10 protein-coding genes are annotated in these 12087 nt (G+C 70.7%); 7 read left to right on the top strand and 3 right to left on the bottom strand.

Translation table 11 applies throughout. The features are described from left to right. Positions 1-50: 50 nt before the first annotated feature. Entirely contained in the window at positions 51-806 is a 756-nt protein-coding gene (locus tag SK571_RS00470) for an EI24 domain-containing protein (RefSeq protein WP_319982024.1), read from the top strand. Here the strand turns inward: SK571_RS00470 and SK571_RS00475 are convergent. Both SK571_RS00475 and SK571_RS00480 read right to left on the bottom strand, forming a co-directional pair. After that, the gene (locus tag SK571_RS00475; protein WP_319982025.1) at positions 796-2760 is read right to left on the bottom strand and encodes a beta-propeller domain-containing protein; all 1965 of its coding nucleotides are present in this window, start codon (positions 2758-2760) and stop codon (positions 796-798) included. The genes SK571_RS00470 and SK571_RS00475 overlap by 11 nt on opposite strands. Before the next feature lie 54 nt (positions 2761-2814). Further along, positions 2815-3621: a S1 family peptidase gene (locus tag SK571_RS00480; RefSeq protein WP_319982026.1), complete on the bottom strand. Its 807-nt coding sequence runs from the start codon at positions 3619-3621 to the stop codon at positions 2815-2817. Positions 3622-3790: 169 nt separating this feature from the next. On the opposite strand from SK571_RS00480, the gene SK571_RS00485 reads away from it, so the two are divergent. From SK571_RS00485 to SK571_RS00510, 6 genes are all read left to right on the top strand, one after another. Continuing rightward, entirely contained in the window at positions 3791-4165 is a 375-nt protein-coding gene (locus SK571_RS00485; RefSeq protein ID WP_266041787.1) for an FKBP-type peptidyl-prolyl cis-trans isomerase, read from the top strand. A gap of 141 nt (positions 4166-4306) precedes the next feature. Continuing rightward, complete coding sequence (locus tag SK571_RS00490; RefSeq protein WP_319982027.1) at positions 4307-4840, top strand: YbaB/EbfC family nucleoid-associated protein; 534 nt, start codon at positions 4307-4309, stop codon at positions 4838-4840. 35 nt (positions 4841-4875) lie between these two features. After that, on the top strand, positions 4876-5184 hold the full coding sequence (locus tag SK571_RS00495) for a type VII secretion target (RefSeq protein ID WP_319982028.1): 309 nt from the start codon (positions 4876-4878) through the stop codon (positions 5182-5184). After that, positions 5184-9602: a hypothetical protein gene (locus SK571_RS00500; protein WP_319982029.1), complete on the top strand. Its 4419-nt coding sequence runs from the start codon at positions 5184-5186 to the stop codon at positions 9600-9602. The genes SK571_RS00495 and SK571_RS00500 overlap by 1 nt, the downstream gene beginning before the upstream one ends. A 12-nt stretch (positions 9603-9614) precedes the next feature. Next, positions 9615-10472 (top strand): immunity 49 family protein, encoded by an 858-nt coding sequence (locus SK571_RS00505; RefSeq protein ID WP_319982030.1) that lies wholly within the window; start codon positions 9615-9617, stop codon positions 10470-10472. 196 nt (positions 10473-10668) lie between these two features. Continuing rightward, entirely contained in the window at positions 10669-11568 is a 900-nt protein-coding gene (locus tag SK571_RS00510; RefSeq protein ID WP_319982031.1) for a hypothetical protein, read from the top strand. Here the strand turns inward: SK571_RS00510 and SK571_RS00515 are convergent. Next, the gene (locus SK571_RS00515; protein ID WP_319982032.1) at positions 11565-12086 is read right to left on the bottom strand and encodes a hypothetical protein; all 522 of its coding nucleotides are present in this window, start codon (positions 12084-12086) and stop codon (positions 11565-11567) included. The genes SK571_RS00510 and SK571_RS00515 overlap by 4 nt on opposite strands. Position 12087: the final 1 nt, after the last annotated feature.

The raw sequence follows: 12087 nt of genomic DNA on the forward strand, positions 1-12087 counted from the left end.
AAATCGCTCCACCTCGTCTCGACGGGGACGAAACCGACTATCCTGCGCGCGTGATCAAGGACTTCGGTGCCGGTGTCGGTCTGCTGCTGCGTGGGTTCAGCCTGGTGTTCAGCTCACCCAAGCGCGTGCTGGTCGGCGCGTTGCCCGCGGTCATCACGGCCGTGCTCATGATCACCGGGTGGGTGTTCCTGTTCACGAACATCGACTCGATCGCCGGCTGGCTGACGGGCTTCGCGGACTCCTGGAGCGACACCTGGAAGGGCGTCGCCGAGGTCGCCGTCGGAATTTCGGTGATCGCGGCCGGGCTCGGTCTGAGCGTGCTGCTGTTCACCGCGATCACGATCATGATCGGCGGCCCGTTCTACGAGTACATCTCCGAAGAGGTCGAGGACGAGCTCGGCGGTGTGCCGGAGGCGGAGCAGATCGGCTGGTGGCGCGGCTTCCTGGTGGGGCTGCGCAGCACGATCCTGCTCGTCGGCACGTCGATCCTGTTCGCGATCCCGCTGTTCCTCTGCGGGTTCATCCCCGTCATCGGGCAGACGGTCGTGCCCGTGCTGGCCGTGTGCATCAACGGCTACCTGCTCGGCATCGAGCTCACCGGCATCCCGTTCACGCGCCGCGGCCGGACGTTCAAGCAGCGCAGGCAGATCCTCGCGACGCGGCGCGGGCTGGTGCTCGGGCTCGCCGTGCCCACCTACCTGCTGTGCCTGATCCCGCTCGCCGCGCTGGTCGTCATCCCGGCGGCGATGGCAGGCGGCACGGTGTTGTCGCACCGCCTGCTCAACGGGAACCGCGCTACCGCGTGAACGGCAGCCAGGCCTGCTGGGCCAGGCCGTTGCGCGCGTTGACCTGCACGCCCGCGTGGGAGATCGACCACAGCTGGTCGCCGATCACGATCGTGCGCCGCTGCCCGCCGACGTGGTCCGGACTGGACGGTTCGACGATCTTCCCGCCTTCACGCAACTGGTTGCCGTCGACGCGCAGCACCAGCGAGGAGACCTCGTAGTGCGTCTTGTACGACGCCACGGGGATCACCAGGGTGCCGTCCTGCGGCCAGAAGAGGAACGCGTGCGGGTCGAACTGGGCCTCGGAGTTGGTGTCCGGCAGGTGGTACTGCGCGATGCGCTGCGGTGACGCGGGGTTGGCCACGTCGAACAGCGACACCTGCGTGCCCGTCGTCCGGCCCTGGTCGGTCGCCTCCTGGCCGACGCCGATGAGCTTGCCGTCCCCCGCCGGGTGCAGGTAGGCCGAGAACCCGTTGATCTTCAGCTCGCCCATCACCCTGGGCTGCCGGGGATCGCTCAGGTCGAGCGTGTAGAGCGGATCGGTCTGGCGGAACGTGACGACGTAGCCCATCTTGCCGATGAACCGCACGCTGTAGATCCGCTCGCCCTTGCCCAGTCCACCTGCCTGGCCGAGCTTCGTGAGCTGGTTGCCGTCACGGCGAAGCGTGGTGACGAAGCTCTCCGACGGCGGTGGGGCGGGTTGCTGCTGCGGCCGGAGATCCGTCGGCATCCGCCAGCAGCACCGGGTTTCGGTGCCCGTGGTGGTGGCGACGCGCAGCACGCCCTCGTGCTCGGACAACGAGTACTGGTTGAGCAGCGTGCCGTTGACGTCGCCGGAGGCGACGTGCTTCGGCGGTCCGGGCGCGCTGATGTCGAACTGGTGGATCGCCGTCGTGATCGGGCGCTGAACCGGTGGCCTGGAAGGGAGTTCGGGCAGCAGGCGGTGGTCGTCGGCGATGTAGAGGCTGCGGTCGGTGCCGTAGACGGTGTCGCCGTCGGCCACGATCGAGACCGGCTGACCGGTGCCGAGCTTGCCGGAGAGCTCGAACGTCAGCACGGTCAGCATCGACGTCCCCGAGTGCGCTACGGGGTGGCTGACGTTCGCGCAGTCGACCAGGGTTCCGCTGGACTTGGCGCCGCTCTCGTCGAGCTCGTAGCGCGGCAGCCACGACGTGATGGGCTCGCTCTGCAGGATCTCCTTGTTGCGGCGCAACGACCCTGCTTCGTTCGTCGTCTGGTCCGGGTACACCCACGGCATGCGCGGCTGCGAGCGGACGACGACGCGGGCGGTGCCGCCGATCTGGCGGGCGTCGAGGTAGAAGCCGTCGGTCTTGAGGCTGCTGATCTCCTTGAGCCCCTTGAGGTCCACGAGGACCAGCTCGGTGCCCTGCTGAGGAGCGAACGACGGGCGGTCCGGCGGCGACGTCGGTTCCATGATCGGCACGGGGTTGTCGGTGACGACCAGTGCGCGGTCGCCGGAGACCAGCAACTGGCTCGCGCGGCGCTCGCCGAGGTCGACGGTGCCGGTGACGGCCCGGTTCGCGACGTCGATCACGCGCAGCTTGCCGTCGGCGATGGAGACGACGCGTTTTCCGTCCGTCTTCACGATGTCCGGCTCGTCGACGCCCTGCTCGTGGACGTTCGTCGTCGAGTGGCCCTGCTGCTGCGCGGGCGGCGTGGCGGCCGTGGGTGCGTCGGGCGTGCTCTTCTGCACGGCCCCCGCGTTGTTGTCCACCGCCATGCCCTCGGCGAACATGATGTTGCGGCCTCCGAGGCCGTACGCGCTGACGTACGGGGCCATGGCACGGCGCAGTTCGGCCACCGCGTTGTCGCACGAGTCGAACGCGACGAGACGCACCGGCCCGTAGTCCACGATCGGTGGTGGCGCGAGGGTTTCGTCCCGCACCGCGGAGCTCACGCACACTCCGGCGACGGCCAGCACGGCGGCACCGGCCAACAGCTTCTTGCCGTTCATGTCTTCAGGACGTAAGCGAGGCCGGGAAGGGTTGCCGCCCTTCCCGGCCTTTCTCTACAGCTGGGCCTGGATCTGCGCCGCGTAGGTGGAGACGCGGGAGTAGACGCCGGGGTAACCGGCGGCCGCACACCCCTCGCCCCACGACGTGATGCCGATCAGCTTGCCGCCGGCCACGAGCGGGCCGCCGGAGTCGCCCTGGCACGTGTCGGTGCCGCCCTGGGCGTAGCCGGCGCACACCATGTGCGTGGCGTTGAAGTCGCTGCCGTACGAGCCGGCGCAGCTGGAGTTGCTGGTCAGCGGCACGGTGGCCCGCAGCAGGTAGCGCGACGCCGAGCCACCGGAGGACGTGGTGCCCCAGCCGAGGATCGTCGAGCTGGTGCCCGCGGTGTAGAGCGCGCTGTCCGCCGAGGTGGCGAACGGGATCGGCGTCTGCGACAGGTTGCGGTCGAGCGTGAGCACCGAGACGTCGTAGCCGAGGGTCACGTCGCGGTAGCTCGGGTGGATCCAGATCCTCGTGACGCGGGCGACGGTGCCGGCGGTGGAGTTCTTGTCGTCGCGGCCCGCCACGACCCGGACCGCGGACGCGGAGTCGCCCTCGGTGCAGTGCGCGGCGGTGACGACCTTGTTGGGGGCGACGAGAGTGCCGCCGCAGTACTGGAAACCACTGCTCGTGGCCAGGTAGACGACCCAGGGGTAGGTGGACGTGCTCGCGCGCGTGCCACCGACGATCTGGGTGCCGACCTCGCCGTCGGCCGTGGGAGTCGGAGCTGCTTCGGCCACGCTGACGCAGGCCATGGACAGCGTTGCCGCCGCCAGTGCCGCGCCGAGCAGTGACCGGAGGCGGTGCAGGGTTGCCGCCATGATCGTCTCCTTCTTCTGTTGTGCCCCCGGCTGCAGGGCCGGTGGTCATTCAAGAAAGACATGACTCCGTCCGGACCGGGTAGGGCTGGTCCGCGTAGGCCATTCGGCCGCGCGCGCCCGCGCGTGATTGGATCGACCGCGAACAACCCCGTTCCGAGAGGAAGTTGTGATGGCCCCCACGAAGCCTGAGGTCGACCCGCACGACGGCCCGGCGCCCGCCGACCTGCTGATCGAGGACATCACCGTTGGCGACGGTGCGGAGGCCACGGCCGGTCAGTTCGTCTCCGTGCACTACGTCGGTGTGTCGCACTCGTCCGGTGAGCAGTTCGACGCGTCCTGGGACCGCGGCGAGGCGTTCCAGTTCCCGCTCGGTGGCGGCCGTGTCATCGCCGGCTGGGACAAGGGCGTCCAGGGCATGAAGGTCGGTGGCCGCCGCAAGCTGGTCATCCCGCCGCACCTGGGCTACGGCGACCGCGGCGCCGGTGGCGTGATCAAGCCCGGCGAGACGCTGATCTTCGTCGTCGACCTGCTGGGCGTGAACTAGCTCGATACCCAGCGGCGTTCCACTGGTCCGTTCGGTGGAACGCCGCTGGTCTTCGCGGCCGATTTGGCCCCAGGGCGGAACTGGACCGGATCGGGCTGCGTCATCCTTTGAGTCCGCCGCCGCCTCAGGAGGGAAACACAGGTGCCCGAGGACATCGCCGGATCCGAGCAGATGCTCGCGAACTGGAACCAGAAGATCCAGGAACGCGCCGCGCGCTATCAGGAGATGGCGACGCGCGTGCAGGGGATGTCGGTCTCCGAGCGGTCCTCGGACGGTTCCATCGAGATCCTGGTCGGGTCCAACGGGATCCTGCAGAACCTGGTGATCCAGGAGTCCGCCTCCGGCAAGCGGATGTCCGAGGTGAGCGGCGAGATCATGAAGCTGCTGCAGCGCGCGCAGTCCCGGATTCCCGAACTGCTGCAGGAAGCCATGGCGGAGACCATCGGCACGCAGGACGAGACGGCCAACGTGTTGTTCAACGAGGCCAAGAAGAACTTCCCCGCGCCGCCCGCCGAGGAGCCGACGCGCACGCCGTACGACCGCAACGAGATCAACTTCCGGGTCGAGGAGGACGCACCGCCGCCGTCGCGGCCGGCGCCGCCGCCACCTCCCCCGCGCCGCCGCCCGCCGTCGGATGACGACGACGACTTCGGCGGCCAGTCCGTGCTCTCCTGATCTTCCTGTCCGTTGCTCGAACTTGAGGGGGTTCGATGACCGCCGGTGGTTTCAACGTCACCTCGGACGTGCTGGAAGCGCACGCCAAGGCCCTGCAGGGTCTGCAGGGGCGTTTGCAGGGGGCAGTGGACGCGGCGAACACCGTGTCGATGCCGACTGACGCGTACGGGATCATCTGCCAGCCGTTCCGGATGCTGCTCGACCCCGTCGAACAGTGGGGCCTGGACGCGCTGAAGGGCGCGGCGGAGGCCATGGACGCCACCGCCAGGAAGGTCACCGAGACCGCCAAGCACTACCAGGAGGTCGAGGACCAGATCACGCGCGCGCTCAAGGGCGGCGCCTGATGTCGTCGCCGAACCCGTTGGTGGCGAAGGCTCCGGCCGAGCCGTCCGGGTTCTTCAACGCCGGCACCGGTGACAACGGCTGGGCGACCGGTTTCCACATCGCCGACTCGGCGGTGGACGCGTACAAGGGCATCTCCGAGGGCAACTGGATCGAGGGCGGCCTCGGCGTCGTCGGCCTGGTCGCCGACGCCGCCTCGATGGCGATCGATCCGTTCGGCACGCTGCTGTCGTCCGCGGCCTCGTTCCTGATGGAACACATGCAGCCGCTGAAGGAGGCGCTGGACTGGCTGGCGGGCGACCCGCCGGTGATCCAGTCGTACTCGACGACGTGGGGCAACGTCTCGCAGGAGCTCGGCAAGATCGCGGGCGACTACAAGGCCGCCGTCGACGGCACCGGCGAGTGGACGGGTGCCGCGGCCGACGCCTACCGCAAGTCCGCGGCCGAGCAGCTGGACGCGTTGTCCGGCGCGGCTTCCACCGCGGGTTCGGTCGGCACCGTCGTCGGCGTGATGGGCATGGTCGTCGGCTTCGTGCGCGAGATGGTGCGCGACCTGATCGCCGACCTCGTCGCCAAGCTGATCACGTGGGTGCTCGAGGCCGTGTTCACGCTGGGCTTCGGCACGCCGGTGATCGTGGCGCAGGCCGTGACCGCGATCTCGAAGTGGGCCACCCGCATCGGCGAGCTCATCCAGAAGCTCATCAAGACCATCAAGAAGGTCTCGCCGCTGCTCGGCAAGATCGTCGAGATCTTCACGAAGATCATGAAGGTCGTCGGCAAGCTGGTCGGCAAGGTCACCGGCCTGGACGTGATCTCCACGAAGTCCATCAAGCCCGGTGGGCTGTTCCACCGCACCGACGCTCCGGACCTCCCTTCCGGTGGCCGCGGCACGCCCTCGTCCCCCGACGGCTCTCCTTCGTCCACTCCGGACAGTTCGCCCTCTTCGAACTCGCCGTCCTCGCCGTCCTCTCCGGACAGTTCGCCGTCGTCGCCCTCCTCGCCGTCGTCGCCCTCCTCACCTTCGTCTCCTTCCTCGACGCCGGATGCGCCTTCGCGGGCTCCGGACAGCTCGTCGCCGTCGTCCGCGGCGCCCCCTTCCGCACCTTCGCCGTCCCGCACGCCCGACAGTCCGTCGGCGCCGGACGCCCCGTCGCCGTCGCGCACCCCGGACGGTTCCGCTCCCGACTCGCCCTCACCGTCGCGGACGCCCGACAACGCCGCCGCGCCGTCGGCCCCGCGCACGCCGGACGGTTCCTCGTCCGCGCCGTCGGGTCCCAGCGCACCGCCGCACGGCTCCACATCCGCGCCGTCAGGTCCCAGCGCACCGCCGCACGCCGCGTCCCCCTCGTCCACGCCGGACGCCCCGCCCCGCAACACGGGCCAGACCGTCCAGTCGTCCGTGGCACCGCCCGAGGCCCCGCCGCGTGCGGACGTCCCGCAGGCCCCGTCCGCACCGCGCACCCCGGACAGCTCCCCATCGGCCCCGTCCCAGGCGGGCCCGATGGGCGGCGCCCCGAACGCGGGCGGCAACGCCCCGTCGTCCCCGGCGGCGGGCCGTCCCCCGGCCGGTGGCCAGGGCTGGACCGGCACCCCGGGCAGCCGCGGCGACCTGGGCTCGGGAGCCCCGGCCCCGCGCACCCCCGACGCGTCGACGTCGGCGGCCCGCGCAGACGCCCCGGCCCGCCCGTCGATGCCCTCGACCCCGTCGTCACCCTCGATGCCGTCGTCGCCCTCGATGCCTCACGGGTCTTCGTCGCCGTCGATGCCTTCGAGCGGCGCCCCGTCCGGCGGCATGCCGCACGCACCTTCCCCAGGCGCCCCGCACGCCCCGTCGACCGGCGCCCCGAACGCAGGCCGCCCCGACGCGACTCCTCCGAGCCGCGCCACCTCACCCTCGGCGGCGGGACCGTCCACGCCGACCCACACGCCGTCCGCAGCCGCCCCGCACGCTCCCTCGGCAGGGGCCCCGAACGCACCGCACTCCCCGTCGGCACCTCCAGCGCGCCCGGACGCACCTCAGGCCCGCCCGACCAGCCCGTCCGGTCCTCACGGCGGCCCCAACGCCCCGTTCCGCCCGGACGCGCCACACCACAGCCCGAACACGCCTTCGTCTCGCCCGGACGCCCCGCAGGGCCGCCCAACCGGCCCGTCCGGCCCTCACGGCGGCCCCAACGCGCCGCACAGCCCCAACGCACCGCACAGCAGTCCCGGCGCACCGCACAGCAGTCCCGGCGCACCGCACAGCCCCAACGCACCGCATGGCGGTCCCGGCGCACCGCACAGCCCGAATGCGCCGCACAGCCCCAACGCACCGCACGGCGGCCCCAACTCGCCGTCGCGCCCCGACGCACCCCACGGCCCGAACACGCCATCCCGTCCGGACGCACCACACGGTGGCCCCTCGCGCCCCGACGCTCCCCACAGCGGCACCACGGCGCCGTCGTCGCGACCCGACGCGCCACACGCACCGTCGCGCCCTGACGCACCAAATGCGCCGCACAGCCCGAACGCTCCCCACAGCGGCCCGAACCCGCCCCACGGCCCGAACACCCCGCACGGCCCCAACACCCCGTCACGCCCGGACGCACCACACAGCGGCCCCAACTCGCCATCGCGCCCGGACGCTCCCCACCGCCCCGACGCCCCGTCGCGCCCGGACGGCAGCGGCCCTGGCAACCGCCCGGACGGCTCCCGTCCAGACGGCTCCCGTCCAGACGGCTCGCGTCCGCACAGCCCGGACACCCCCCGCTCCCGCGGCGCCGACACGGCAGCACCCCCGCACCGCCCCGACGCCGACGCCCCGCGCAAGCCGGACGCACCCGGCCACGGCCCGGACGCCGACAAGCCGCGCGACAACACCCCGGACAAGCCGCGCGACAACGACCCGAACAAGCCGCACGACAGCGACCCGAACAACCCCGACAGCCGCGACCCGGACGCACCGCCCGCAGACCGCCCGAGCCCGGCGGAAGCGCACGCCCGGCACGCGGAAAGCACCCCGGCCGGTGTCTCCCACCACGGCGGCGACCGCGACATGGGCGACCTGCCGCACCGCGTGCCCAACGACCCGCGCTACTTCACCGCGGACGTCCACATCACCCCGGACGGCAGGGCCCGCATCGGCGGCCACGACTACACGCCCGCCGAGTACGCCGACATGCTCCGCCGCTCCGGCTACGACGGCAGCAGGCCCGTCCGCCTGATCGGCTGCGACGCCGGCAGCAACGACTTCGCGCAGCAACTCTCCCGGCACCTCGACGCGCCGGTCCTCGCCCCCACCAAGCCGGCCTGGACCGACAGCCACGGCCGCGTCTTCACCAGCGACGCCGAGATCCGGCCCGACGGCACCCGCCAGCCCAAGATCCCGCCCAACGGCGAGTGGGAGACCCACCACCCGGACGGCTCCAGGTCCAGGACCGGCGACGACGGCTTCGCTCCCGGCACACACGACAAGGACAAGGACCTCGACCCGACCGAAGCGAAGGAGCGCGAAGGCAGGCCGATCTCCAGCGAACCGGTGCCGGGTGTGGAGAAGCAGGACCCCGTCATGCCGATGAAGGACAAGGTCCAGAGCGAGCAGTACCGGAACAAGTACTACGACGGTCCGTTGGACGACGGCAGCTACCGCCGCAAGAACGCGACCCAGCAGGACGCCGACGGTGCGGACGTGCCGATTCTGCGCCGCAACGAGAACGGTGACATCGAGCCGAAGCCGACCGACTACACGGGATCGGACTACCGCAAGGACATCCCGGACGACGGTGTCAGGAAGGCCACGCCCGAGCAGGCCGAGCGCGCGCGGGATCTGATCGAGCGCCGCGCCGAGGCCAACCGCACCGCGAACGAGGTCGAGGCGAGGTACCAGAAGGCGAAGGAAGACGGCACGCTCACCGACGAGCTCAAGCAGGAGCGCACCGATGCGCACCGCGACCGCACGGACCGTGGTGAGGACCTCGGCGAGCACGCGGCCAGCGATGCGATCGAGGACATGTACCGGAACACGGACCTCACGCCCGTACCGCGTCAGACCGCCTACGACGGTGCCGGCAGCTTCGACCAGGTCTACGAGATCAAGGACGCGGACGGGAACACCGTCAAGTACGTCATCGTCGAGGCGAAGGGTCCGAACGCCGACCTCGGTGTCCGGCAAGGTCTCGACGGCAAGAACTACGAGCAGGGACACCCGAAGTACGTCCAGAGCGTTCTGGAGAACATGCGCCGGCGTGGTGACGGCGACCTCGCCGACGAACTGGACGCCGCCGCTCTCGGAGGCGACCTCGACTACCTGGTGGTCAAGGCGAAGGTCTCGCACGACACGATCGAGGTACCGGGGGCCGACGGCACCCCGGAGAAGACCAAGGTGCCGAAGTACGGTGGGTACGATCGCAGGCACTTCGACCTTTCCGACTACGGCGCATAAGGGAGTCCTCCGGTGCGAGTCGTCGCTCGTCACGACATCGACCAGCAATGGGCGGACCAGCAGGCCGCCGGCCTGGCGAAGAGGACGCAGGTCTTCATCGACCTGGTCGCGAAGAACCCGCGAGCGCTGGACAGCGTGACCAACCGCGCGGTGATGGAGTTCGAGTACCACACCGCGGGAGACCCGACGGCGACGTGGTTGCCGACCTGGGAAAGCGTCGTGCTGGCGATGCAGGCGAATTCGGCCATCTTCGTCACCGCGCTCGCGGACGGCGGCGAGGCGCAGTTCCGGTTGCGCGACAAGGACTGGCGCATCCCGGGCACCGGCCCGACCATCGACACCGACGCGGGCAACTGGCTGAGGGCGTTGTGGCTGGCCATGATCTGCCGGGAGAAGCCGCGCGTCGACGTCCTGGCCTCGGTGCCGGAAGAGGTGCTCCGCGGATCCAGCGCCGACTACGACGACTACATCTACGACTGGGTGAAGGCGCTGCAGCTCTACTGGCGAGGCGAGGACGGTCTCGTCGACGCCCTCCTGGCCGCCATGCAGGGAACCGAACCCGACACGCTGCGGGTGGCGGCTCCCGAGCTGGTGCTGGAGCTGCTGTACCCGCCGATCGAGCTGTTCTACCTCTTCACCCAACGGGACGAGACGAAGTTCAACGACTCCCTCGTCCGCGCACTCGAGCTGCACAAGCGGTTCTGGACGAAGGACGAGGACCGCAGGGGTGACCCGAACGGGTTCGTCTCGCTCCCGCTCCTGGCGATCGCCTCACTCGCCAAGGACGCGGGCATGACGATCGACGTCGAGTCGGAGTACCTGCCGAAGACCCTGCTCGACGGCAACTGGGTCGGCGAGTTCCCCACGTGATCCTCCGTTCGTCGCAGCTGTGAGCACCGACCTCGACGAGTTGCCGTGCCGGACCAAGTGAGACATCGACTGGAACCACCGGCCCGGACGCCCACTCAGAGTGTGGTGAACGACGCGGCGTGAGTGACCGGCCCGCGCGCGTCGCGGTGGCCCGATAAGATCAGCGGGCTTTCACGGGGAGAGGGGCGAGAACCACATGAGCCAGCCGGCTACACCGCTGAGCGAGCAGGACCAGCAGCAGTTGGTGCGGCAGATCGGCCGTGCCATGCTGCCGGCCGTACCGCAGGGCTGGCAGCGCATCCGGGCCGAGTACCGCGCGGCGGGCAGGCACATCGAGGTCGACCTGGCGTTCGCCGGGCCCGATGGCCAGCTGCGACCGGTGCGGCCACCGATGGACGTCGTGCAGATGTTCGGGCACCTGCGCGGGGGCATGTACCACCCCGAGCGCGGCACGTGGCTGAGCGCGACGTACGAGATCGAGGCGCCCGCGGCGTTCACGGTGGACTTCAACGCCGAGGACGAGCCGCGCTGGCGCAACGCGCCGCCGCCGATCGGTTTCCGCGACGAGCTGCAGACGTTCCCGCGGCCGGACCGGCAGATCCCGGACTGGTGGCGTCAGCGCATCGGCCTGCCGCCGCTGCCGGCGCCCGAGCCGGAACCCCAGCAGCCGCCGCAGCCGCAGCAGGAGTACCAGGTCCCCGCGGCCCAGCCGCAGGCCGGTCCGGGCGAGCTGCGCACGGCACGCGTGTACGACGGCAAGAACGACGACGGTCGCATCGTTGTGAACCGTCCGCCGGTCGACCCGCAGCTGCTCGACGGTCTGCTGAACTACCTCGAGTCGGCGCCGGTCGTGCTGGCCGCGCGCAGCTACGACCTCGACGAGTTCTCGCAGAACGGCGAGCAGGACGTGCCGCTCAACTTCCGCACCGACGGCACGTGGATCTGGGCCGGCGCCGTGCCGCACTACCTGCGCAAGTACGGCCTGCCGCCGGAGCCGGAGCTGGTGGCGCACGCGGTGGCGCGCGGCTTCCAGGTCGCCGAGGTGAACGAGCAGGCGCAGGACCGGGCGGTCTCGATCATCACGGGTCAGAGCTAGTCGAGGGTTCGCAGGTACGCCTCTCCCCGCGGGGAGAGGCGATACCCCACTTCGAGGGACTCGGTGAGCCCCTTGGCCTTGAGCTTGCGGACGTCCGCCTTGAACGGCAGCTTCTCGCGGCCGGCCGAGGCGGCCAGGTCCGCGGCCCTCACGCCGGGGTTGGCCGCGATCAGCCGCAGCAACGCGACAGCGTCCGCCTTCAGCTCCAGTCCGTCCACATCGGACGAGGAACGCAGCTCGATGCGCGGGTCCTCGCCCACGAAACGCAGGCGGATCCGGTAAAGCGAGCCTTCCCGTCCCTCCACTGAGGACTTCAGCGCGGTCACGGTCGGGAACCCGGCAGCCACCGCCTCAGCCCGCGACACCCGCGACACGACGTCCACCGCGTCGATCGCCAGGACACCCCGCGACGTCCGCAGCGTCCCGCCGGCGCGCACAGTGGGCCGTTTCCACCGCCGGAACTGCAGCGTGATCTCGCCGGACCGGATCCGTTCCCAGTCAGCCGCTCGGATCAGCACC

It is taken from the genome of Lentzea kristufekii, assembly GCF_033949925.1.
Lineage (GTDB): Bacteria > Actinomycetota > Actinomycetes > Mycobacteriales > Pseudonocardiaceae > Lentzea > Lentzea kristufekii.

Excerpts from the sequence above, each read along its gene's own strand:
- SK571_RS00475 (WP_319982025.1), bottom strand. The coding sequence starts at position 2,760 with ATGAACGGCAAGAAGCTGTTGGCCGGTGCCGCCGTGCTGGCCGTCGCC.
- SK571_RS00480 (WP_319982026.1), bottom strand. The coding sequence starts at position 3,621 with ATGGCGGCAACCCTGCACCGCCTCCGGTCACTGCTCGGCGCGGCACTG.
- SK571_RS00485 (WP_266041787.1), top strand. The coding sequence starts at position 3,791 with ATGGCCCCCACGAAGCCTGAGGTCGACCCGCACGACGGCCCGGCGCCC.
- SK571_RS00495 (WP_319982028.1), top strand. The coding sequence starts at position 4,876 with ATGACCGCCGGTGGTTTCAACGTCACCTCGGACGTGCTGGAAGCGCAC.
- SK571_RS00500 (WP_319982029.1), top strand. The coding sequence starts at position 5,184 with ATGTCGTCGCCGAACCCGTTGGTGGCGAAGGCTCCGGCCGAGCCGTCC.
- SK571_RS00510 (WP_319982031.1), top strand. The coding sequence starts at position 10,669 with ATGAGCCAGCCGGCTACACCGCTGAGCGAGCAGGACCAGCAGCAGTTG.